The organism is Rahnella sp. ChDrAdgB13, assembly GCF_017655185.1.
Taxonomy (GTDB): Bacteria; Pseudomonadota; Gammaproteobacteria; order Enterobacterales; family Enterobacteriaceae; genus Rahnella; species Rahnella contaminans.
The window spans coordinates 61,252-82,644 of sequence record NZ_JAEMGT010000031.1; the positions used below are offsets into that span (position 1 = coordinate 61,252).

Genomic DNA, 21,393 nt, shown 5'->3' on the forward strand with positions numbered 1-21,393 from the left:
CAGTAATGAGATAGTTTTTCTTTGTCGATGACTTATTTCTTATGCGTCGCTGGCGGTGCGCATGGCTGGCATGATGACCTCATCAGCCGGATCGAGGAACTGCTCCGGTTACACAGACAAAGAAAATATTGCGGAGATAAAAATGATGAGCAACACATTCAGCGGTAAAAAATTACTGGTTGTTGGTGGTACAAGTGGCATGGGGCTGGAAACCGCGCGTCTGATGCTGGAGCAGGGCGGCAGTGTGGTGCTGGTCGGTAACCGTCAGGAAAAAGCCGACGCCGCGCAGCGTGAGCTTTCCGCACTCGGTCCGGTTTTCGTGCTGGTGGGGGATCTGATGACGGAGCAGGGCATGAATCACATCCGTTACGCGATTAACGCGGAGCATCAGGATATCAGTCTGCTGGTGAATGCCGCGGGTGTGTTTTTCCCGAAACCTTTTGCGGAGCATGAAGAAGCCGATTACGACATGTATATGAACATTAACCGCGCGACGTTTTTTATCACCCGTGATGTGGTGAAAAATATGCTGGCAGCCGGAACGCGCGGTTCGGTGGTGAATATCGGGTCGATGTGGGCGCAGCAGGCCATCGGTGCCACGCCTTTTTCCGCCTATTCAATGGCTAAAGCCGGGCTGCATGCACTGACCAAAAACATGGCGATTGAGCTGGGCGGTCACGGCATCCGTGTCTCCGGCGGTGGTGCAGACGCCAATTTATGAGGGTTTTATCGCGAAAGATGAAGTGGAAGGTGTGATGAACAGCTTCAACAGTTTCCACCCGATTGGCCGCGTCGGTAAGCCGCGTGATATCGCTGAAACCGTCGCGTTTCTGCTGAGCGAAAAAGCGGGCTGGGTCACCGGCGCAATCTGGGATATTGACGGCGGTGTGATGGCCGGTCGCAACTGATCATCATCGTCTGATTATAAACCGGAAGGCTGCGGATATAACCCTTTGCGCTTCCATTTCACATCCGCAACTGATTGTCCGGTGTGGATTTTGCCCTGCAACAGCAGGTTAAATTTCGCGCCTGATGGCCGCGTCAGGCGGCTTTGCAGGATGTACACGGCCTCGCTGCCCAGCTCGCGGCAGGGCAGAAGGACGGAGGTGAAATTCATCGGCGAGGTGAGTTTCATGTCATGCTCGAAATCCATGCTCATGACGGAAATGTCTTCCGGCACCTGGATGCCCTGATCCCGCAACGCTTCCACGGTGGCGTGCGCAATCGGCGTGCTGCCGCAGATAATGGCTGACGGCAGGCATTCGCGGTTGCGCTCTTTCAGGTATTTATCGAAGCATTTGCGCGCCTGCTCTTTGCCGTTGCCGTGATTGATCAGCAGATGTGTCGCTTCGTCAAAAATGACGTGATGCTCAAGACAGGCGCGTTTGAAGCCGTCCAGCCTTTGCATCATGGTTTCGCGGCGCAGGTCAGTGAAGAGCAATACCGGCCGGTGGCCTTTCTGGAAAAGGAAATTCGCCGCGCAATAACCGATCGAATAGTGATCCGCTGACACGCAATCAAGGCGCATTTCGCTGTCTTTCGCATTCAGCATCACCACCGGTTTATTCGATTCCGCCGCCAGACGATAAAGCATCACGTCATCAATTCCGATGATAACGACGCCGTCCACGTCGGACAGATTCAGCGCCTGCATAAAAACCGCGATATCAGGGTCATTTACCGACAACGCGCATTTACGGATATGAATATCAAAGCGCGCCACTTCAGCGGTAATTTCCTGAATGGCTTCGTAATAATAGAGATCTTCACGCTGGGAAAATGCCGCAGGCGGCGCGCAAATTAACAGGGTATTCATTAACAAACGGCTGGCGGGAATGTCGCGCAAAATACCCATGGTTCTTGCATGGGTAAATACCTTTTCTTTTGCCCGCGGGCTGACATTCGCTTTACCAGCAAGGACACGGGAAACAGTGCTCGGAGAAAGCCCGGTGAGCTCCGCAATTTGCCTGATTTTTAATTTTCCCGTCATTGTGTGATCAACGCCTCATTAGAGTATGGACTTATTACCACGGTTAACTGGTTGTAATTCTTAAGCTATTCGCAATCATAGCAAAACCATTCTGCCGCACTGCAATTCCTGTCACAAATAGCGGTTGTTGGAAAAAAAAGTCGTTACTACTCTCCTGAATAACAACGTCAGAGAAAAAATATCGTATTTGCCTGCCCTGAATTATTAATAAATTCAGCAAGGTGACGATCGCCCTTAGGTTTTTATCGGGAGTAGGATAATGCTTAAAATAGCCATTATTGGTACGGGTAATATTTCACATAACCATATTCAGGGATATTTGCAGTTTGCCGATCGCTGCCAGGTGGTCGCGCTGGTGGATATTTATCCGGAGAAAGCGGAAGAGAAAAAACGGCATTACGGGCTCACTGACGCGAAGGTTTACGCCAGTCATCAGGATATTCTTAATGATTCGGACATTGACGTTTTTGACGTCTGCACGCCGCCGTATGTGCATGCCGAAATCTCTGTTGACGCGCTGAACGCCGGAAAGCATGTGCTCTGTGAAAAACCGATGGCCGCTTCCTTGCAGGAGTGTGACGCGATGATCCGCGCCGCGCAGGAAAGCGGTAAAACGCTTTCCATCATTGCGCAAAACCGTTTTACCGATGCGTTCTGGCGGCTGAAACAGGTGCTCGATTCCGGCGAGGCGGGAAAAGTTTGCCACGCGCAGGTGGATTCGTTCTGGTGGCGCGGCCATTCCTATTACGATTTGTGGTGGCGCGGAACCTGGGAAAAAGAGGCGGGCGGCTGCACCCTCAATCACGCGGTGCACCATATTGACGCCATTCAGTGGATGCTCGGTTTCCCTTCCGAAGTGGTGTCGATGATCACCAACGCCGCTCACGATAATGCCGAAGTGGAAGACCTTTCGGCGGCGATTTTCAAATATGACACTGGTGCGCTGACGCAGCTGACGGCTTCCGTAGTGCATCACGGTGAAGATCAGAAAATTGTCATTCAGGGCGAAAAAGCCCGGGTTTCTGCACCATGGGATAAATTCGCCAGCATTTCTGCCCCGAACGGTTTTCCGGTGGAAGAGCGTGATACCGCGCGTGAAAACCGCCTCGAGGATGTGTATCAGTCCATTCCCAAACTGACTTATACCCTGCACACCGGCCAGATAGACAACTTCCTCACCGCGCTGGAAACGAAAAGCGCCCCGCTGATCGACGGCGTTCAGGGCAAGCGTTCGCTGGAACTGATTGCCGCGATTTATAAATCGGCCATTACGCGCAGCATTGTGACGCTGCCGCTGGTTCAGACTGATCCTTTCTATCAGACCGGCGGGCTGGTTTCGCTGGCCCCGCACTTTTACGAGAAATCGGCTTCCGTGGAAAACTTCGCCAATGAAGAGGCGATCCCGCTGGGTAAAAACATGGATACAGGAGCGTAAATATGAGCATCAAAGACGGAATGAACTATGCACCTGTCGGGAAACCGCAGCCGGTGGTGAAACCGGGCGAATTCGTGATTGCCGCCGCCGCGCTCGATCACGGGCATATTTACGGCATGTGCAACGGGCTGATTGAAGCCGGTGCCAGCCTGAAATGGGTTTACGATCCGGATCCGGCAAAAGTGGCGAAGTTCGTCAGCCAGTATCCGCAGGTGACGGCCGCTCCATCGCTGAGCGCGATTCTCGATGATAAAGAGGTGCAACTGGTGGCTGGCGCGGGAATTCCGTCGGAACGCTGCGCGCTCGGGCTGAAAGTGATGGACGCCGGAAAGGATTATTTCACCGACAAAGCGCCGCTCACCACGCTGCAACAGCTGGCGGCAGCAAAAGAAAAGGCGGCGAAAACCGGGCGTAAATATGCGGTGTATTACAGCGAACGTCTGCATGTGGAAAGCGCAGTATTTGCCGGGCAACTGGTGCAGGAAGGGGCGATTGGTCGCGTGGTTCAGACGCTCGGTACCGGCCCGCACCGCGAGGGTGAAGGGCGGCCTGACTGGTTTTACGAAAGGGAGAAATTTGGCGGGATCCTGTGCGACATCGGCAGTCATCAGATTGAGCAGTTTCTGTTTTATACCGGCAACGGCAATGCCCGCGTGGTCGCGGCGCAGGCGCTGAATTTCAACCATCCGCAATACCCGAACTTTGAAGATTTTGGCGATACGATGCTGGAAGGTGAAAACGGCGCACGTGGATATTTTCGCTGCGATTGGTTTACGCCGGAAGGGCTCAGCACCTGGGGCGACGGGCGTCTGACGCTGCTGGGCACTGAAGGTTACATTGAGGTGCGCAAATATGTCGATATCACACGTGGCGAACAGGACGTGGTGTACCTGGTGAATAAGGAAGGCGAATTCCGTTATCCGGTTTCCGGACAGGTCGGATTCCCGTTCTTCGGCCAACTGATCCTCGATTGTCTGAACCGCACTGAAAACGCCATGACGCAGGAGCATGCGTTTAAAGCCGCAGAGCTTTGCGTGCGGGCGCAGATGCTGGCGAACGTGACACGCTGAAACGGGAGGCATGATGAATATGATTAATGCCGCCGTCATTGGCTGTGGTGCCATCCATTCCTGTCACGTGGCTGCGATAGAACAGGAACCTGCGAGCACGCTGCGGGCGATTGCAGAAATTGATGTTGAAAAAGGGCGTGCGCTGGCGCAGCGGTATAACTGCGATTTTTATGCCGATTATCATGAAATGCTGCGCGACCCGCAGATTGATGTTGTGCATATTTGTCTGCCGCATCATCTGCATCAGGAAGCCATTCTTGCCGCACTGGCCGCCGGAAAACATGTGTTCACCGAAAAACCGGTGGCACTGAATTCCGGGGAAGTCGCCGCCATCAGGCAGGCCTTGACGGAAACAGACGCCCGGCTGGGTGTCTGTTATCAGAACCGGCTAAACCCGACGAGCCGTGAAATTAAAGCGCTGCTCGAAAGCGGGCAGCTCGGCAAAATGCTCAGTATTAAAGCCGTGCTGACATGGTCGCGCAGCGGCACGTATTACACCGAAAGCCCGTGGCGCGGTCGTTTCGAAACAGAAGGTGGCAGTTTGCTGATCAACCAGGCCATTCATACGCTGGATCTTATGCAGTGGTTTGGCGGCGGCGTGCTGGCGGTGAAAGGCGTGGTGGAGAGCAGTTTTCTCAGCGAACTCACCGAAAATGAAGATACCGCGATGGCCAGTTTTAAACTCGGTAACGGCGCGCGCGGGCTGTTCTATGCGACCAACTGCCACAGCACGGATTCTCCGTTGCTGCTGGAAATTCATTGCGAAAAAGGGCTGTTGCAGCTGCATCACAACACGCTCTGGCTGATTGACGGGGAAAACAAAACGCTGTTAATCAGCGATGAAAATCCGTCGGGCAATGCTAAAAGCTACTGGGGTGACAGCCATCGACAGGCGGTATTTAATTTCTACCTGTCAGTTTGTCATTCAGGGAATACTCTTTATAACCAAAACAAAAACTATACCGATATTTATGACGCCGAAATCTCCCTGAATATTGTCGGGGCTATTTACCGGTCATCTCAGTTGCGGAAATGGATAACGCTTACCGATTAAATAATTTTAATAACAACCCTACACTGACAGGATAATAAAAATGAAACCAACTGAGCGCAGAGTCGGTTATGGCACGGCCATCGGGTATGGCGTGACCGATTTATTTGGTGGCGGCGCTTTTGCCGTTATTGGTACCTGGCTATTATTCTTCTATACCACTTATTGCGGATTATCTGTTTTTGAAGCCGGTTCTATTTTCGCTATTGCCCGCGTTATCGATGCGATATTAAGCCCGATTATGGGCTATATCACCGATAATTTCGGCAACACCTGGCTGGGGAAAAAATTTGGCCGCCGCCGCTTTTTCGTGCTGATCAGCGCTCCTTTGATGTTCCTTTACGCGCTGGTCTGGGTCACAGATATGAGCTACTGGTACTACCTCGGTACCTATCTTTCTATTGAATTGCTGTCCGCGATGGTGCTGGTGCCGTGGGAAACACTGTCGGCGGAAATGACCAACCGGTTCAGCGAACGCACCCGTCTTTCGGGCGTACGCATGATTTGTTCCCAGCTCGGCGGTCTGCTGGCGGTGTCGATTCCGGGCATACTGATGCAGTTCACCGGCAAAGATAATTCCCTGACGTACACCTACACCGGTATCATTTTTGCCTGCATCTTCTGCGTGGCGGTATTCACCACCTGGATGTGTACGTGGGAAGCGAAAGACGTGCGTGAAGAGTTTGAACCGGAGCCGGTCACCGCCGGTGGCGGCAGTTTGTGGCACCATTTTAAAAGCCTGGTATTAGACCTTTTTTCCTCGTTCAGAATACGCATGTTCCGCCAGCATATTATTATCTATATCTTCTCGTTTACCGCACTGGACGTTTTTGGTGCCGTATTCACCTATTATGTGGTTTACGGATTGCATCAAAGTGCTTCGTTGGTTTCAGGGTATTTAAGTGTGGCGGCGCTGGCTTCCGTACCTTCGACGTTTATATTTATGATGTTGCTTGAAAAATTAAATATGTCGCCTTCGGGTGCACTGCGGCTGGCGTACGGCATTATATTCTGCGTACTGGCTTTCCTGTTCTATGTCTATATCACCGAAATGGCGGTTTCCCTGCTGCTGTTCTCCGCGGTCTTTGCCATATTCGGTTTCGCACGCGCCGGTCTTTATTATATTCCGTGGAATATCTACAGCTTTATTCCGGACGTGGATGAAATCGTCACCAAAAAACGCCGCGAAGGGATATTTGCCGGTGTAATGGTATTAACGCGAAAAAGCACGGTCGCGCTGGCGATTATGCTGATTGGTGTGGTGCTGGAAGAAAGCGGTTTCGTTAAAGGCCAGGGTATTCAGCCGGAAAGCGCGCTGCACGCGATTATCGGGCTGATGGTTTTTGCTACCGGCATCCTGCTGGCCGTCAGTTTCTATATGACATTTAAATTTAAGCTGACGCGGGATACGCACAGAACGCTGATCAAAGAAGTCGCGCGCCTGAAACTCGGCGGCGAACTGAATGACTGCACGCCGGAGTGTCAGAAAGTGATCAAGGATCTGACCGGTTACGACTATCAGGAAGTGTGGGGCGGCAGTGCGACGCGCAAAACCGCCGGAGGAAAATTAGCCCCCGCGCCCGGTGACGCGGTCGGGCTCTGAAAGGCGTTATTCCGGCGGCGTCTGGTCGCCGCCGCCTAACGGGCGCTGCATAAATACGGTATCCAGCCAGCGCCCGTGTTTAAAACCGACGGATTTCAGGGTGCCGGTAACACTAAAACCGGCCGCCAGATGAAGGTGAATGGACGCCTGATTCTGGCTGTCGCCGACGTTACCAATCAGCTGGCGATACCCCTGCATTTCCGCCCAGTCCACCGCCCGGCGCAGCAAGGCTTTTCCCGCCCCGCGTTTCTGAAAACCGGGATCAATATAAATAGAATCCTCCAGCGTATGCCGGTAGGCGTAACGCTCGCGATATCGCCCGAGGTAGCAATAGCCTTTCACTTCCCCTTCATGCAGAACCACCAGCCAGAGCAGCCCGGCGTCTTTGATTTTCTTCAGGCGCGCGGCCATTTCATCCACAGAAGGCGGCTCCGTTTCAAAGGACGCGGTGCCGTGTTTAACATGCCAGGCATAAATTTTCTGCATTTCGGGAACGTGCTGTTCGTCCGCTTCAATAATTTCCATTCTTCCGGGCTCTCGTCAGTCAGTTTCCTCCAGCCTACACGTTTCGGAAAGAATCGGGCAGGGGAGTGCTGCGCATTATTTACGGGTTATGCTTTTTTCTTCTTATTGATGCTTTTTTCGTTTTTTAAGCCGCTACCCTGACCCTGCTATAGTCAGCTTCACTTTGGATTAGGGCTTATTTTTTAAGGAAAAACCGTGAAACTGACAATGCCTCATTTTCGGACAGGCGCTTTCATATTACTCGCAGGATTGGTGCTGGCGGGTTGTGATCAAAAGGGCAGCGATGCGAAGCACATCAAGGTCGGTGTGATTAACGGCGCGGAGCAGGATGTCGCCGAAGTCGCCAAAAAAGTCGCGAAAGAGAAATACGGGCTGGATGTCGAGCTGGTCGGGTTCAGCGGTTCATTGTTGCCGAACGACGCCACGCAGCACGGTGAGCTGGATGCCAACGTTTTCCAGCATCGCCCGTTCCTCGATCAGGACAATAAAGCGCATGGCTACAATCTCGTCGCCGTCGGTAATACGTTTGTGTTCCCGATGGCCGGTTATTCGAAAAAAATCAAAACTGTCGGTCAGCTGAAAGACGGCGCGACGGTGGCGATCCCGAACGATCCGACTAATCTGGGCCGCGCGCTTTTGCTGCTGCAAAAAGAGAAACTGATCACTCTGAAAGAGGGTAAAGGTCTGTTGCCGACGGCGCCGGATATCGTTGAGAACCCGCATCATCTGAACATTATGGAGCTAGAAGGCGCGCAGTTACCGCGTGTGCTCGACGACCCGAAAGTCGATGTGGCGATCATCAGCACCACTTACATTCAGCAAACCGGGTTATCGCCGGTGCACGACAGCGTGTTTATCGAAGACAAAAACTCGCCTTACGTGAACCTGCTGGTGACGCGCGAAGACAATAAAGACGCGGAGAACGTGAAGGAGTTTCTGAAATCTTATCAGTCGCCGGAAGTGGCAAAAGCCGCAGAAAAAATCTTCAACGGTGGCGCAGTTCCGGGCTGGTAAAAGGCTCTAAAGGGATGAATAAAATTTGACGCTTTTGCCTGAAAGTCCAACGTCAGGCAAAAGCGTTTCTGTATTTTACAAGATAACGATTTTACGACTTATGCTGTTTCGCAAACTCGTCTTTGGCTTTCTGCAATTGCTGCTGGAAAGCGGTGTTGGTGTGCAACGTGGCGACGACCGCCGAGCCGACAATACGCGCCGCATCGACATCGCTTTGCCAGTGATATCCGCAAATTACGCGGCTCTGGCCTAAATCGAAACCGCGCTGAAGGATTTGATCCTGACGCTGCGGGTTAATTTCCGTCAATACCAGCGCCGTTGCCCAGCCGATGGAGGTGTGACCCGACGGGTAAGATCCATTCTTAGACAGCTTATCCTGCTCGGTCGTGTTGCACGTCGGTACGCCGTAGAACGCGAACGGACGAATGCGCATGTACTTCTCTTTCGCCGAACGGGTCGCAAGATCGCCCGCATCTTCAATCATATTGGTCAGCAGCTTATGCAGCTCCGGTGTGTCTTTTGCCGTAATCGGTGAACCAAACGCCGTGGAGAAGGCATTCGCAACGCCGCCCGCACTCAGGTTGGCATCTTCAGCCGCCTGCTTGCCGCGTTCCGTCGAGCGCAGAAGACGCCCTTGTTCGTACATCGCCTGATCGTTGAGAAACGCAATGCTGCCCACAGCCGGTGGCGGCGGAAGCAGCGCCAGGCTGTTGATTGCCTGGTCGTTTTTCAGATAGTACAAGTCTGGTTTGGTGGTCGCATCATTGCCGGTCAGGGCAAAAGCATTGACAGAGAAAAGTCCCGCGAGACAAAAAGTAGCTACAATTTTCATGAAGGTTTCCTTACGGACATTAGAATTTTCATTACGAACTCATTTTCGTAACATTTGTTAACATGTGTAAGTAAAACAAATTCTTCATCAAAAAAAATGCGCGAGATCTCAAAATTGGGAATTTGTGGGTATGGGGGGATTTTCAGTAAGGCAGGTAAATTCACAGGATTTTGTTGGAGATGCTTGGTGTCCCCTACAGGAATCGAACCTGTAACTAGCCCTTAGGAGGGGCTTGTTATATCCGTTTAACTAAGGAGACACGGACGCCAGTGGAAAGCGCCCGCGTAGTATACCCGTTTTTCTCTCAATAATAAGGCGTTAGCCTGTCGTTTGGTCGTTTCGTCGCCAGTTCTGCGCTTTTATCTCTCTTCACGGTTTCGCCGCTTCCTTCTTCGCGGCTTCCTGTTCTGCCTTTTTAACTTTGGCTTTCTTCTGATTACTCATGTCGTTACGGATTTGTGCGTGGCTGATCAGCGCAAAGATAAAGGTACCGCCCGCGATGTTTCCGGCCAGCGTCGGCAGGGCGAAAGGCCAGATGAAGTCAGTCCACGGGATTGCGCCGGAGAAGACCAGATAGAGGACTTCCACTGAGCCGACCACGATGTGTGTCAGGTCGCCGATCGCCACCATGTAGGTCATCAGCATAATCACCCACAGTTTGGCGGCACCTGCGGAAGGGATCATCCAGACCATGGTGGCAATCAGCCAGCCGGAAACCATGCCGCCGACAAACATCGCGCCAGGGCCTTTTTCCATAATTTCCATGCTGATCTCGTGAAACGCTTTGTCGGTCTCCGGATCAAAAAATGGCACCAGATGAAATGCCAGCGCTGCAAAGCCGCCGCCGATGATATTTCCGATCAGCACCAGCCCCCACAAACGCAGCAAGAGCGCGACGTTTTTGCCGGTCAGTTTTTGCATGACGGGCAATACGGCGGTGACGGTGTTTTCGGTGAACAGCTGCTGGCGCGCCATGATGACGATAATGAACCCGACGGTATAACCGATGTTTTCGATAAAAAACCGTTCGGGCGAATCGGGCAGCCGGGCGTGAAGAATGCCTTTCGCCATCAGCGAAGCACTGATCGAAAGCCCGGCGGCAATCGCTGACCAGAGCAACGCCTGTCCGTCACGTTCCAGCTCTTTCTCGCCTTCCATACGGATAACTTCATGCACGGCGGCCGCTTTGGAGGGCAGATTCTCTTCACCAGTTTCGATTTTCTTGCCCTGCGAATGCTCCTCGCTGTCAACATCGGTGCTGCTCTCATGCTTTTTATCGTCGCTCATCGTTCTCCCCCGAAAAAAAATCAAAGTGATAAAAAAGTACGTCATGCATAAGCATAGGCGAGGCCGGGAATTTATGAGCAGATATACAAATAAGTTACAAATCGTTAACCCATGAACCTTATGGGTCATTTTTGGGGCAATGTCTGCGATATCAGACTTTTCTGGCGGGCGTTTATATGTAATAACGTACCGCTCCCTAAGCTGCGTCGTGCCGGACGCCTGTGATATGATGCGGACTTGTGAAAAATAAGAGACATCTCCATGTTTGAAGCCCTTAACCTGAGCTGCGTTCGCGATGAGCGGACCTTGTTTAGTGGCTTGAGTTTCACGGTTTTACCGGGCGAAATGGTGCAGATTGAAGGCAGGAACGGTGCCGGTAAAACCAGTTTGCTGCGTATTCTGGCCGGGCTGTCCTCTCCGGACGCCGGTGAAGTCCGCTGGCAGGGCGTCAATACCCGCCGTCAGCGCGATGTTTTTCATCAGGAACTTCTGTATCTCGGTCATCAGCCCGGCATAAAGTCAGTGCTTACTGCGTTTGAAAACCTTGCCTTCTATCTGTCTGTCAGCAGTCCGTCTGTTCGCGGTGACGCCGCATCGGAAGCTATTTATCAGGCACTCGAAAATGTCGGCCTGCTGGGTTACGAAGATGTCACGGTCGCGCAGATGTCCGCCGGGCAGCAACGGCGCGTGGCGCTGGCGCGTTTATGGCTGAGCAATGCGCCGCTGTGGATCCTCGATGAACCGCTGACTGCCATTGATAAGCAGGGTGTTGCGACGCTGATTGCGCTGTTCGAACAGCATGCGGAGCAGGGCGGAATGGTGCTGCTGACCACGCATCAGGATTTGCAGGGCGTTAACCGCGACGTGCGGAAAATCCGTCTGACCGGCGCAGAGCTGGCGTGACGCGAAAGGGAAAGAGACGGAATGTTTACTAAGGTTCTGAGCCGCGAACTGAAAATTGCTTTTCGAAAAAGCGCAGAAATTATCAACCCGCTGTGGTTTTTCCTGATTGTTATTACGCTGTTTCCGTTAGGAATTGGCCCGGAGCCAAAACTGCTGGCGCGGATCGCCCCCGGTATTGTCTGGGTTGCAGCGCTGTTATCGTCCCTGCTGGCGCTGGAAAGGTTGTTTCGCGATGACTATCTCGACGGCACGCTTGAGCAACTTTTGTTATTGCCCTCGCCGCTGGCACTCACGGTTCTGGGGAAAGTATGTGCTCACTGGGTGGTGACCGGTTTGCCGTTACTGATCCTGTCTCCGCTGATTGCCCTGTTACTTTCGCTGGATTTTGAGACCTGGAAAGCCGTCGCGCTGACGATTTTACTGGGGACGCCGACGCTGAGTTTTATCGGCGCCATCGGCGTGGCGCTCACCGTCGGGCTGCGCAAGGGTGGTGTGTTGCTGAGTCTGCTGGTTCTGCCGTTGTATATTCCGGTGCTGATTTTTGCCACCGGTGCCATTGATGCCGCGTCGATGTCGATGCCCATTGGCGGGTATCTGGCGATCCTCGGTGCGATGTTAGCGGGCAGTGCGACGCTTACGCCGTTTGCTACCGCAGCCGCATTAAGAGTCAGCGTTCACTAACCGTTTGTGTCTGTAAGTGCGCTGGCGCGGATTTATTTTACGTGCCGTTACAATAGAGAAGAAAAAACGCAACCTTTGACTAACATCACACTTCTCTATAGTGAACAATAGACATGCCAACAATAAGTGCGGGGAATTTCCTTCCGACCGCACAAGAGCCCACCGAGGTTCCACGGCAACCCACACAGTGACATTTTAAAGTGAGCAACGATAACAATGTGGAAATGGTTACATCAACTTGCGCGGCCTGAACGGCTTTACCACGTCTGTGGCCGGTTCATTCCGTGGCTCGGGCTTATCGGTATTGCCTGTCTGGTGATCGGCTGGGTTTGGGGTTTTGGCTATGCGCCGCCCGACTATCAGCAAGGTAACAGCTACCGGATTATGTACATTCACGTCCCGGCGGCGATCTGGTCGATGGGGATTTACAGCGCAATGGCCATTGCGGCATTCATCGGCCTGGTGTGGCAGATGAAAATGTCAGATCTGGCCGTTGCTGCGATGGCGCCGGTCGGTGCCGTTTTCACGTTTATCGCGCTGGTTACCGGCTCGGCCTGGGGCAAACCGATGTGGGGCACCTGGTGGGTCTGGGATGCGCGTCTGACGTCCGAACTTGTGCTGCTGTTCCTCTATCTCGGGGTGATTGCATTATATAACGCCTTTGACGATCGCCGTCTGGCGGGGCGCGCTGCGGGGATTCTGGTGCTGGTCGGCGTGGTCAATATTCCTATCATTCATTACTCCGTTCAGTGGTGGAACACGCTGCATCAGGGTTCCACCAACATGCAGCAAACTATCGACCCGAGTATGCGTTATCCGCTGCGCTGGGCGATTTTCGGTTATCTGTTCTTCTTTATTACTCTCACGCTGATGCGTTTACGCAACCTGATCCTGAATCAGGAGCGCCTGCGTCCGTGGGTGGCTGGCCTGCTGAAAAAGGAGCCTCGCGGATGAGCCCTGCATTCTCAAGCTGGCACGATTTTTTCGCCATGGGCGGATATGCCTTTTATGTCTGGCTGTCGGTGGCGGCAACCCTGATTACCCTGATTGCGCTGGTGGTGCATACCCTCGTGCAGCATCGTCAGATTCTGGACGATGTGAAACGCCGTCAGGCTCGCGAAAAACGCATTAATCAGTCCACGTCTAAAAAACAGCTAGGCGCACAGACGTCACCGCTGGAACCGGACACATCCGGGGAGAAGTTATTGTGAATCCACGTCGTAAGAAGCGCCTGTCGCTGGCGCTGGTGGTGCTGATCGGCCTCGGCCTGAGTATTTCACTGGTGATGTATGCGCTGCGTTCCAACATTGATTTGTTCTATACACCGAGTGAAATCTTGCAGGGCAAAGGCGAAAACCACGAAATGCCGGAAGTCGGCCAGCGCCTGCGCATCGGCGGCATGGTGATGCCCGGTTCGGTAAAACGGGATCCGAAAAGCCTTCAGGTGAGCTTCAAGATTTATGATGCACGCGGCGCGATTGCGGTGACGTACAACGGCATTCTCCCGGACCTGTTCCGTGAAGGACAGGGTGTGGTGGCGCAGGGTGTGATGGAGCCGGGGAATGTCGTGAATGCGATTCAGGTTCTGGCCAAACACGATGAAAAATATGTGCCGCCGGAAGTTGCCGACGCCATGAAAGAAAACCACAAAGGGCCCGCTTCTGCCTACGTGGGTAACGATAAAGGAAATAACCGCTCATGATGCCGGAACTGGGAACATTTGCACTCTGTCTGGCGTTAGGGCTGGCGGTTTTACTGAGTATTTACCCGCAATGGGGCGCGGCGCGACAGGATAACCGGATGATGGCGATGGCGCGTCCGCTGTCGTACGGCATGTTCGCCTGCATCGTGCTGGCGTTTGCGATTCTGGTCCACGCGTTTGTGGTGAATGATTTCACCGTCGCGTATGTCGCTAACAATTCCAATACCCATTTGCCGGTGTATTACCGCGTGGCGGCCACCTGGGGCGCGCACGAAGGATCGCTGCTGTTATGGGTGTTGCTGCTGAGTTGCTGGACGCTGGCCGTTGCGTTGTTCAGCCGTCAGATGCCGCAAGATGCCGTGGCGCGCGTGCTCGCCGTGATGGGCATGATCACCGGTGGTTTCCTGCTGTTTATTCTGCTGACGTCGAATCCGTTTATCCGCTCTTTACCGAATTTCCCGGTGGATGGCAGTGACCTGAATCCGGTGTTGCAGGATATCGGGCTGATTTTCCATCCGCCATTGCTGTACATGGGTTACGTTGGTTTCTCGGTGGCATTCGCGTTTGCGATTGCTTCGCTGATGGCTGGGCGGCTTGATACCGCGTGGGCGCGCTGGTCGCGTCCGTGGACCACGGCGGCGTGGGTGTTTCTGACCATCGGCATCGTGCTCGGTTCTGCGTGGGCATATTACGAATTAGGTTGGGGCGGCTGGTGGTTCTGGGATCCGGTCGAGAACGCCTCATTTATGCCGTGGCTGGCGGGAACCGCGCTTATCCACTCGCTCGCCGTGACTGAAAAACGCGGGACATTCAAAGCCTGGACGGTTCTGCTGGCGATCACCGCGTTCTCGCTGTGTCTGCTCGGGACTTTCCTGGTGCGTTCCGGTGTGCTGGTATCGGTTCACTCGTTCGCCTCAGATCCGGCGCGCGGCATGTTTATCCTCGCGTACTTAGTGATTGTTATCGGCGGCTCCTTGCTGCTGTACGCCTTTAAAGGCAACTCGGTGCGCGCACCGAGCCGTCATGAACTGCATTCGCGCGAAAGTTATCTGCTTGGCAATAATGTTTTGCTGGTCGCCGCCATGCTGGTGGTTTTGCTCGGCACGCTGTTACCGCTGATTCATAAACAGCTCGGGCTGGGCAGCATTTCCATCGGCGAACCGTTCTTTAATACGATGTTTACCTGGCTGATGGCGCCGCTGGCGCTGTTGTTAGGCATCGGTCCGCTGGTGCGCTGGCGTCGTGACGAACCGAGCAAAATGTGGCGTCGTCTGGGCGTTGCGCTGGTGGTGACGCTGATTCTGTCGATTCTTCTGCCGTGGTTGTTGCAGGACAAAATTGTTGGCATGACCGTTGTCGGCCTGCTGATGTCGGTGTGGGTGATTGTGCTGACGCTGATGGAGCTGCATGAACGCGCCACGCACCGTCATTCGTTCTGGCGCGGCCTGACCAAACTTTCCCGCAGCCACTGGGGCATGGTGCTCGGTCATCTGGGCGTGGCAGTCACGGTGATTGGTATTGCGTTCAGCCAGAATTACAGCGTTGAGCGCGATGTGCGCATGAAAGCCGGTGATACCGTGGATATTCATAATTATCACTTTGTCTTTCGTGACGTTCGCGACATTACCGGCCCGAACTATACCGGCGGTGAAGCGAACATCGACGTCACGCAGAACGGCAAAAAAGTCACCACGCTGCACGCGGAAAAACGCTTTTACAGCGTGGCGCGCAGCATGATGACCGAAGCTGCCATCGACGGTAATCTGGCGCGCGACTTGTACGCCGCGCTGGGCGAAGAGCTGGATGACGGCTCGTGGGCGGTGCGCTTGTACTACAAACCGTTTGTCCGCTGGATCTGGCTGGGCGGGCTCTTTATGGCTGCCGGCGGCGTGTTGTGTATTCTCGATCCGCGATACCGCATGAGCAAAAAACTGAAGAAACAAGGCAAGGCGGAGGCTGAAGCATGAACCGTAAACTTCTTTTTATTCCGCTGGTTCTGTTTCTGGCGCTGGCGGCGGCATTTTTAGTCCAGCTGACGCGCAACGCCAACGGCGATGATCCTACGTTGCTGGAATCTGCCCTGATCGGCAAACCGGTGCCGGTATTCAAGCTGGAATCGCTGGCGCAGGCCGGAAAAACTTACGATCAGTCAGTGTTGCGTGACGGCAAACCGATATTGCTGAACGTCTGGGCGACGTGGTGCCCGACCTGCCGCGCCGAACATGATTATCTCAATACCCTGGCGGCGAAAGGCGTACGTGTGGTGGGGCTGAACTACAAAGATGACCGGCAGAAAGCGGTGAACTGGCTGAATACGCTGGGCAATCCGTACATGCTGAGTCTGTACGACGGCGACGGAATGCTGGGGTTAGATCTCGGGGTGTACGGTGCGCCGGAAACTTTCCTGATCGACGGACAGGGCATTATCCGCTATCGCCATGCGGGTGATTTGAATGAGAAAGTCTGGCAGAGCGAAGTGTTGCCGTTGTACAAAAAATACGGTGGCAACGCATGAAAATCTTACGTGCATTGCCTGCGTTAATGCTCGGTGTGGCACTGAGCTTCAGCGCTTTCGCCGCCATCGATACCTATCAGTTTAAATCGCCACAGCAGGAGCAGGATTACCGCGAGATCACCGCGCAACTGCGCTGCCCGAAATGCCAGAACACCAATATTGCGGCGTCCGATTCAATTATCGCGGCGGATATGCGTACCAAAGTTTTCCAGTTGCTTGAGCAGGGCCAGAACAAACAGCAAATCGTGGCTTACATGGTCGCGCGTTATGGCAATTTTGTGACCTACGAACCGCCGGTAACGCCATCCACCTTTATATTGTGGCTCGGACCGGTGCTGGTGGTCATTATCGGCGCGGTGATGATTTTTATGCGTTCCCGCCGTGGCGAAGTGCGTTTGAAAAATATGACCGAAGAAATGTCAGAACAAGAGAGACAGCGCCTGGCACAGTTACTTAAAGACAGCGACAGGACAGGATCATGAGTATTTTTTGGCTGTGTATTTTAGTGATGCTGGTGATCGCGCTGGCGCTGTTTATCGTGCCGGTGATCCGTGGCGATCGCGCGGAACATACATCGCGCGATGCGCTGAACAAAGCGTTTTATCATCACCGTTTGAGTGAGCTTGAAGAAGACGAAGCGCAGGGCGTGGTGGATGAACGTCCGGCGCATATTCAGGAATTGCAGGAAAACTTGCTGACTGATATCCCTGACGGCTACGCACCGGCTGCATCACAACCGATCGGCCGCTGGACGCTGGTACCGGGTGCGATTTTGCTGGTGATCATCACGCTGGGCCTCTATTTATATGCGGGCGGATTAGGGCCGGTGAGTGCGTGGAATCAGGTGATGCAGCACATGCCTGATTTGCGTCATCGTATCGCGGATGACCACGGTACGCCGCTGACCGCAAGAGATGTGCAGGATTTAGGGCTGGGATTACGGACCGATTTGCAGGCCGATCCGAAAAATGTGCAGGATTGGGTGATGCTTGGCCGCGTGGGGATGGCGCTCAATAACGCCGCTACGGCCACGCAGGCTTACGGCCATGCGTATGAACTGGCTCCGAATGATATGTCAGTAAAACTCGGTTATGCCGAAGTGTTAACCCGTTCGTCTGATCCGCAAGATAACCTTACCGGCGGCAATCTTTTACGCAGTATGCTGGAAAAATCTCAGGGTGATCTGCGTGTATTAAGCTTGCTGGCCTATAATGAATATGAACAAGGTCACTATCCGCAAGCTATTGGCGCGTGGGAAGTTATGCTGAAAATTCTGCCTGCGGGTGATAAACGGCTTGAGATGGTTCAGGCAAGCATTGAACAGGCAAAGCAGAAAGCGGGAATCGATCAGGTTAAACTGGCGGTAAACGTAACGCTTTCTGCGGATGCTCAGCAGAAACTTCCGCAGGATGGCACGGTCTTTATCTCGGTGACTGATGGCAGCAGTCCGGTGCCGGTTGCAGTGAAAAAGTTGCCGATGAGCCGCTTCCCGCTGGCGATTACCGTGGATGACAGCAACGCGATGATGCCGGAACGCTTGCTTTCTTCGCTGCATCAATTAAAAGTACGCGTTCGTATTTCACAAAATGGCCTGGCAACACCGGCCACAGGTGACTGGTACGGCGACAGTCCGCTGACCCATTTTGCCGGTAACGGCCAGGTCAGCATTGAAATTAATCAGCAGGTTCCTTAATCAGGAACCGACGATCAAAAACAGGGAGATATCCATGAACTTACGCCTGACTGGGCTGGCGTTTGCGACAGTTTTGCTGGTCGGTTGTGCCGGCACGTCCGGATCATCGGACAGCGAACAGCAGGGACGATCTGATCCGCTGGAAGGTTTCAACCGCGCGATGTTTAACTTCAACTTTAACTACATGGACCCGTATGTACTGCGTCCTGTGGCTGTTGCCTGGCGTGATTACGTGCCCCAACCGGCGCGTAACGGCACCAGTAATTTCCTGAGTAACCTTGATGAACCGGCCAGCATGGTGAACTCCTTGCTGAAAGGCGATCCGTACCGTGCGGCGATCCACTTCAACCGTTTCTTCCTTAATACCCTTCTGGGGATGGGCGGTCTGATTGATGTGGCGTCGATGGCGAACCCGAAACTGGCACGCGAAGAAGCGCAAGGATTCGGCAGTACGCTGGGACATTACGGGGTGGGTTACGGCCCGTACGTGATGTTGCCAGCTTACGGCAGTGCGACAATTCGTGATGAAGGTGGCGATCTGGTCGATGACCTGTATCCGATGCTCAGCTATCTGACCTTCTGGATGTCAGCCGGTAAGTGGGTATTGCAGGGCGTAGAAACCCGTGCTGAATTGCTCGATTCTGACGGCCTGATCCGAAACTCTTCCGACCCTTACCTGATGATCCGCGAAGCGTACTTCCAGCGCCATGACTTCCTGGCGAGAGGCGGTCAGCTGACGCCGCAGGTGAACCCGAATGCTGCACTGATTCAGGGTGATCTGAAGGATATAGATTCAGAGTAATCTTCTGATCAAGTTTATCCGTTTCAGATTCAGTGCCAAAAAAAGCGCCTTTCGGCGCTTTTTTCATTTATGTGCTCTGTCGTGAAAACCGGTTAGAAGCTGTAGTTAAAGTTCGCACCGTACAACATCGCGGTACCTTTAGCCTGGAACTCATAGTTAGGTACGCCGTCAGCCACTTTCTCGCTGATATTCACAGTCTGGCCATGCATGTAAGACACACCGACATCGACGGAAGCATCTTTATTGAAGGCATAAGTGGTACCGGCTGAAATCCAGAAGCGGTCCTGATCCGGGATAGAAATGGTGCGGTTATCTGCCGGAACCGGGCTGTCATCGAAGGCGATACCGGTGCGGAATGTCCAGTTATCATCGTAGTAATAGGTGGTACCCAGCGCGATGCGGTAAGCATCATGGTAACCTTCGTCTTTCTGGAACAGGGTCTGGCCGTTAGAACCGGTGGCTTTCAGCTCCTGGAACTGGCTCCAGCTGGTGTAAGCCAGGCTGTAGTGAATTGCCCATTTCGGTGCCACTTTGTTATAACCGGACAGTTCCCACATTTCTGGCAGGTTCAGGGTCAGGGAACCCGGAACGGTATGGCCGCCCGTGCCGCCTAACGCTTGCGGAATGCCGTTGCGGTATTCGCCGTCGAAATCGATTTTGACTTCAGAGCGGTAGGTGAAACCGTAGCGGTTATTATCATCCACTTCATACAAGATACCGGCGTTCCAGCCATAGCCCCATTCGTTGCCTTTCAGCTTAGCGGCTTCGGTATCTGCCGGCAGCAAACCGCCGGTTTTAAGCGGTACCAGTTCGCCCGCAGTACGGCGGATTTTCGCTTTCGCGTAGACGGCATCAAAGCCCACACCGAAGCTGAAATTCTGGTTCAAACGGTAAGCAACACTTAAGTTAGTGTTAACGGTGGTGAGGTCTGTTTCACCACCGATCGGGCCTGCCGGATAACTATCGTTAAATTCTGTCGCCAGACCGTAGTTAGACGTCGCAGATGCGCCGACCGCCCACTGGTCATCCAGCGGCATAATAAAGTGGATATTTGGCACCCACTGATTAGGCGCAATGTTACCTGCATCAGTACTGGCACCGGTGACCGGGGATTTGCCCGTCACACTGACGTCCGGATCGACGTAAACCGCGCCCATAGAAAACGCCGGGCGGTTAAACATGGTCATGGTTGCCGGGTTACGGCTGCCGGATGCGGCGGTGTCAGCGATAGCACCTTCGCCTGAGAAAGAACGACCTAAACCCGCAGCAGTATATTCATTTAACTGAAAACCTGCTGCGTATACGTTGGAGGAAACAATTGCCACTGCAGCTGCCAGAGCTGATCTTTTAAACAGGTTTTTCTGGTTCATGACCAAAACCTCAATTTTATGTTTTTTATCAAACAATGTTACATGAAGTAACAATGAGCGCGGGATTGTAGGGTTCGTTATCAGTCTGACAAATCAGACCAGTGAGCGAAGTATAGGTCTGACCTGTGGTGTAGTTGCAATAATGTTTCATTGATATTTATAAAATGATGCAAGAAATTGGATCCACTTAACAAAAAACCAACAATAAAAGTTCAATTAAGAAACGTTAAAGTGATAACGATGACGTAGTTTTAATCGATTACTTACATATACGTGATCTGGATCACTTCAAAGGCACATAATAAGTAAGTGCTAGTGTGTTGTCAGAACGGCGGCGTAAAATACAGGCTGGAAATAAAACTTTATTCGCAAACAGGCCAGACGGTGGACGTTGCCGTTGATGCCGGGGAGAAAATTATGTCTGACGTAACCATGTCCTCTAAATCCACTCAACCTCTGCACTCCATTAACAAATGCGGCGCAGAAGAAACTGCGGCCTGCTGCTGTGTTGATGTGGGTACCATCATGGACAACACCGATTGCACCGCTTCTTACCTGCACGTTTTCGAAACCGAAGCGCAGGCCAAAGAAATGCTGCAAACTCTGACCGAACGCGCACGCGGCGTTGAATCGGAGCCGTGCGAAATTAACAGTAAGATTGAAAAAGTTGACGGTGGCGTTGAGCTGAAAGTGGATTTCACTTTCTCCTGCCAGGCAGAGACCATGATCTTCCAGCTCGGATTACGTTAATTAATTCTGCTTTTAAAATGCCGCTGCCAGACAGCGGTATTTTTTGTCTGCTATTTTTTTACAGCCTCTTTCTTCTCACTCTCATTTCAGAAAAATTTGCTGTTGCTCGCACTTCAAACCCATTCACTTTGCCAAATGTAAATACATAGTTAACACTGAGTTATCAGGTC

Annotated in this window: 21 protein-coding genes, 1 tRNA gene and 1 pseudogene; 17 read left to right on the forward strand and 6 right to left on the reverse strand. The window is 53.0% G+C overall.

What is annotated here, in order from left to right; all coding sequences use genetic code 11:
- Nucleotides 1-145 precede the first annotated feature (145 nt).
- Nucleotides 146-908: pseudogene (locus J8X26_RS10580) on the forward strand (SDR family NAD(P)-dependent oxidoreductase).
- Nucleotides 909-922: 14 nt separating this feature from the next.
- Here the strand turns inward: J8X26_RS10580 and J8X26_RS10585 are convergent.
- Nucleotides 923-1,990, reverse strand: coding sequence for a LacI family DNA-binding transcriptional regulator (locus J8X26_RS10585; protein WP_152324444.1), 1,068 nt, complete (start codon nucleotides 1,988-1,990; stop codon nucleotides 923-925).
- Between the two features lie 259 nt (nucleotides 1,991-2,249).
- Between J8X26_RS10585 and J8X26_RS10590 the strand changes: the two genes are divergently transcribed.
- From J8X26_RS10590 to J8X26_RS10605, 4 genes are read left to right on the forward strand one after another with little or no spacing between them, the layout of a single operon-like run.
- Complete coding sequence (locus J8X26_RS10590; protein WP_165058357.1) at nucleotides 2,250-3,425, forward strand: Gfo/Idh/MocA family protein; 1,176 nt, start codon at nucleotides 2,250-2,252, stop codon at nucleotides 3,423-3,425.
- Between the two features lie 2 nt (nucleotides 3,426-3,427).
- Nucleotides 3,428-4,495 carry a Gfo/Idh/MocA family protein gene (locus J8X26_RS10595; protein ID WP_208950875.1) on the forward strand — a complete coding sequence of 356 codons (1,068 nt, stop codon included), beginning with the start codon at nucleotides 3,428-3,430 and terminating at the stop codon, nucleotides 4,493-4,495.
- Nucleotides 4,496-4,508: 13 nt separating this feature from the next.
- A complete protein-coding gene (locus J8X26_RS10600; RefSeq protein WP_208950929.1) occupies nucleotides 4,509-5,549 on the forward strand; it encodes a Gfo/Idh/MocA family protein in 1,041 nt (346 codons plus the stop codon).
- A gap of 40 nt (nucleotides 5,550-5,589) precedes the next feature.
- Nucleotides 5,590-7,149, forward strand: a complete 1,560-nt coding sequence (locus J8X26_RS10605; RefSeq protein ID WP_208950876.1) for an MFS transporter — start codon at nucleotides 5,590-5,592, stop codon at nucleotides 7,147-7,149.
- Between the two features lie 6 nt (nucleotides 7,150-7,155).
- Here J8X26_RS10605 and J8X26_RS10610 read toward each other — a convergent pair whose 3' ends face one another.
- On the reverse strand, nucleotides 7,156-7,674 hold the full coding sequence (locus J8X26_RS10610; protein ID WP_152324440.1) for a GNAT family N-acetyltransferase: 519 nt from the start codon (nucleotides 7,672-7,674) through the stop codon (nucleotides 7,156-7,158).
- A 195-nt stretch (nucleotides 7,675-7,869) separates the two neighbouring features.
- Here J8X26_RS10610 and nlpA point away from each other — a divergent pair, with 195 nt between their 5' ends.
- The gene (gene nlpA / locus J8X26_RS10615) at nucleotides 7,870-8,688 is read left to right on the forward strand and encodes a lipoprotein NlpA (RefSeq protein ID WP_152324439.1); all 819 of its coding nucleotides are present in this window, start codon (nucleotides 7,870-7,872) and stop codon (nucleotides 8,686-8,688) included.
- A gap of 91 nt (nucleotides 8,689-8,779) precedes the next feature.
- Here the strand turns inward: nlpA and phoC are convergent, their stop codons facing one another.
- The 3 genes from phoC to J8X26_RS10630 all read right to left on the reverse strand — a co-directional run bounded on the left by phoC (nucleotide 8,780) and on the right by J8X26_RS10630 (nucleotide 10,807).
- Nucleotides 8,780-9,520, reverse strand: a complete 741-nt coding sequence (phoC, locus tag J8X26_RS10620; protein ID WP_208950877.1) for an acid phosphatase PhoC — start codon at nucleotides 9,518-9,520, stop codon at nucleotides 8,780-8,782.
- A 184-nt stretch (nucleotides 9,521-9,704) separates the two neighbouring features.
- Nucleotides 9,705-9,779: transfer RNA gene (locus J8X26_RS10625), tRNA-Arg, on the reverse strand.
- Nucleotides 9,780-9,889: 110 nt separating this feature from the next.
- The gene (locus J8X26_RS10630; protein WP_152324426.1) at nucleotides 9,890-10,807 is read right to left on the reverse strand and encodes a formate/nitrite transporter family protein; all 918 of its coding nucleotides are present in this window, start codon (nucleotides 10,805-10,807) and stop codon (nucleotides 9,890-9,892) included.
- 261 nt (nucleotides 10,808-11,068) lie between these two features.
- Between J8X26_RS10630 and ccmA the strand changes: the two genes are divergently transcribed.
- The 10 genes from ccmA to mlaA all read left to right on the forward strand — a co-directional run bounded on the left by ccmA (nucleotide 11,069) and on the right by mlaA (nucleotide 19,103).
- Complete coding sequence (ccmA, locus tag J8X26_RS10635; protein ID WP_152324425.1) at nucleotides 11,069-11,710, forward strand: cytochrome c biogenesis heme-transporting ATPase CcmA; 642 nt, start codon at nucleotides 11,069-11,071, stop codon at nucleotides 11,708-11,710.
- Between the two features lie 21 nt (nucleotides 11,711-11,731).
- On the forward strand, nucleotides 11,732-12,391 hold the full coding sequence (ccmB, locus tag J8X26_RS10640; protein WP_152324424.1) for a heme exporter protein CcmB: 660 nt from the start codon (nucleotides 11,732-11,734) through the stop codon (nucleotides 12,389-12,391).
- Nucleotides 12,392-12,607: 216 nt separating this feature from the next.
- The gene (locus J8X26_RS10645) at nucleotides 12,608-13,345 is read left to right on the forward strand and encodes a heme ABC transporter permease (RefSeq protein ID WP_152324423.1); all 738 of its coding nucleotides are present in this window, start codon (nucleotides 12,608-12,610) and stop codon (nucleotides 13,343-13,345) included.
- Complete coding sequence (ccmD, locus tag J8X26_RS10650) at nucleotides 13,342-13,602, forward strand: heme exporter protein CcmD (protein WP_208950878.1); 261 nt, start codon at nucleotides 13,342-13,344, stop codon at nucleotides 13,600-13,602. The genes J8X26_RS10645 and ccmD overlap by 4 nt, the downstream gene beginning before the upstream one ends.
- The gene (gene ccmE / locus J8X26_RS10655) at nucleotides 13,599-14,093 is read left to right on the forward strand and encodes a cytochrome c maturation protein CcmE (protein ID WP_101076162.1); all 495 of its coding nucleotides are present in this window, start codon (nucleotides 13,599-13,601) and stop codon (nucleotides 14,091-14,093) included. The genes ccmD and ccmE overlap by 4 nt, the downstream gene beginning before the upstream one ends.
- Nucleotides 14,090-16,060 carry a heme lyase CcmF/NrfE family subunit gene (locus tag J8X26_RS10660; protein WP_152324421.1) on the forward strand — a complete coding sequence of 657 codons (1,971 nt, stop codon included), beginning with the start codon at nucleotides 14,090-14,092 and terminating at the stop codon, nucleotides 16,058-16,060. The genes ccmE and J8X26_RS10660 overlap by 4 nt, the downstream gene beginning before the upstream one ends.
- Complete coding sequence (locus tag J8X26_RS10665) at nucleotides 16,057-16,608, forward strand: DsbE family thiol:disulfide interchange protein (protein WP_152324420.1); 552 nt, start codon at nucleotides 16,057-16,059, stop codon at nucleotides 16,606-16,608. The genes J8X26_RS10660 and J8X26_RS10665 overlap by 4 nt, the downstream gene beginning before the upstream one ends.
- Nucleotides 16,605-17,090 carry a cytochrome c-type biogenesis protein gene (locus J8X26_RS10670; RefSeq protein ID WP_152324419.1) on the forward strand — a complete coding sequence of 162 codons (486 nt, stop codon included), beginning with the start codon at nucleotides 16,605-16,607 and terminating at the stop codon, nucleotides 17,088-17,090. Before J8X26_RS10665 ends, J8X26_RS10670 begins: the two co-directional genes overlap by 4 nt.
- The gene (gene ccmI / locus J8X26_RS10675) at nucleotides 17,087-18,301 is read left to right on the forward strand and encodes a c-type cytochrome biogenesis protein CcmI (RefSeq protein ID WP_208950879.1); all 1,215 of its coding nucleotides are present in this window, start codon (nucleotides 17,087-17,089) and stop codon (nucleotides 18,299-18,301) included. Before J8X26_RS10670 ends, ccmI begins: the two co-directional genes overlap by 4 nt.
- A 34-nt stretch (nucleotides 18,302-18,335) precedes the next feature.
- Nucleotides 18,336-19,103, forward strand: coding sequence for a phospholipid-binding lipoprotein MlaA (gene mlaA / locus J8X26_RS10680; protein WP_152324417.1), 768 nt, complete (start codon nucleotides 18,336-18,338; stop codon nucleotides 19,101-19,103).
- A gap of 92 nt (nucleotides 19,104-19,195) precedes the next feature.
- Here mlaA and fadL read toward each other — a convergent pair whose 3' ends face one another.
- Complete coding sequence (fadL, locus tag J8X26_RS10685; protein WP_152324416.1) at nucleotides 19,196-20,473, reverse strand: long-chain fatty acid transporter FadL; 1,278 nt, start codon at nucleotides 20,471-20,473, stop codon at nucleotides 19,196-19,198.
- 417 nt (nucleotides 20,474-20,890) lie between these two features.
- Between fadL and J8X26_RS10690 the strand changes: the two genes are divergently transcribed.
- Nucleotides 20,891-21,223 carry a YfcZ/YiiS family protein gene (locus J8X26_RS10690; protein ID WP_101076468.1) on the forward strand — a complete coding sequence of 111 codons (333 nt, stop codon included), beginning with the start codon at nucleotides 20,891-20,893 and terminating at the stop codon, nucleotides 21,221-21,223.
- Nucleotides 21,224-21,393: the final 170 nt, after the last annotated feature.

What these genes read in the sequence shown, in the direction of transcription:
- J8X26_RS10585 (WP_152324444.1), bottom strand. Translation starts at nt 1,990, where the DNA reads ATGACGGGAAAATTAAAAATCAGGCAAATTGCGGAGCTCACCGGGCTT.
- J8X26_RS10590 (WP_165058357.1), top strand. Translation starts at nt 2,250, where the DNA reads ATGCTTAAAATAGCCATTATTGGTACGGGTAATATTTCACATAACCAT.
- J8X26_RS10595 (WP_208950875.1), top strand. Translation starts at nt 3,428, where the DNA reads ATGAGCATCAAAGACGGAATGAACTATGCACCTGTCGGGAAACCGCAG.
- J8X26_RS10600 (WP_208950929.1), top strand. Translation starts at nt 4,509, where the DNA reads ATGAATATGATTAATGCCGCCGTCATTGGCTGTGGTGCCATCCATTCC.
- J8X26_RS10605 (WP_208950876.1), top strand. Translation starts at nt 5,590, where the DNA reads ATGAAACCAACTGAGCGCAGAGTCGGTTATGGCACGGCCATCGGGTAT.
- J8X26_RS10610 (WP_152324440.1), bottom strand. Translation starts at nt 7,674, where the DNA reads ATGGAAATTATTGAAGCGGACGAACAGCACGTTCCCGAAATGCAGAAA.
- phoC (WP_208950877.1), bottom strand. Translation starts at nt 9,520, where the DNA reads ATGAAAATTGTAGCTACTTTTTGTCTCGCGGGACTTTTCTCTGTCAAT.
- J8X26_RS10630 (WP_152324426.1), bottom strand. Translation starts at nt 10,807, where the DNA reads ATGAGCGACGATAAAAAGCATGAGAGCAGCACCGATGTTGACAGCGAG.
- ccmA (WP_152324425.1), top strand. Translation starts at nt 11,069, where the DNA reads ATGTTTGAAGCCCTTAACCTGAGCTGCGTTCGCGATGAGCGGACCTTG.
- ccmB (WP_152324424.1), top strand. Translation starts at nt 11,732, where the DNA reads ATGTTTACTAAGGTTCTGAGCCGCGAACTGAAAATTGCTTTTCGAAAA.
- J8X26_RS10645 (WP_152324423.1), top strand. Translation starts at nt 12,608, where the DNA reads ATGTGGAAATGGTTACATCAACTTGCGCGGCCTGAACGGCTTTACCAC.
- ccmD (WP_208950878.1), top strand. Translation starts at nt 13,342, where the DNA reads ATGAGCCCTGCATTCTCAAGCTGGCACGATTTTTTCGCCATGGGCGGA.
- J8X26_RS10660 (WP_152324421.1), top strand. Translation starts at nt 14,090, where the DNA reads ATGATGCCGGAACTGGGAACATTTGCACTCTGTCTGGCGTTAGGGCTG.
- J8X26_RS10665 (WP_152324420.1), top strand. Translation starts at nt 16,057, where the DNA reads ATGAACCGTAAACTTCTTTTTATTCCGCTGGTTCTGTTTCTGGCGCTG.
- J8X26_RS10670 (WP_152324419.1), top strand. Translation starts at nt 16,605, where the DNA reads ATGAAAATCTTACGTGCATTGCCTGCGTTAATGCTCGGTGTGGCACTG.
- ccmI (WP_208950879.1), top strand. Translation starts at nt 17,087, where the DNA reads ATGAGTATTTTTTGGCTGTGTATTTTAGTGATGCTGGTGATCGCGCTG.
- mlaA (WP_152324417.1), top strand. Translation starts at nt 18,336, where the DNA reads ATGAACTTACGCCTGACTGGGCTGGCGTTTGCGACAGTTTTGCTGGTC.
- fadL (WP_152324416.1), bottom strand. Translation starts at nt 20,473, where the DNA reads ATGAACCAGAAAAACCTGTTTAAAAGATCAGCTCTGGCAGCTGCAGTG.
- J8X26_RS10690 (WP_101076468.1), top strand. Translation starts at nt 20,891, where the DNA reads ATGTCTGACGTAACCATGTCCTCTAAATCCACTCAACCTCTGCACTCC.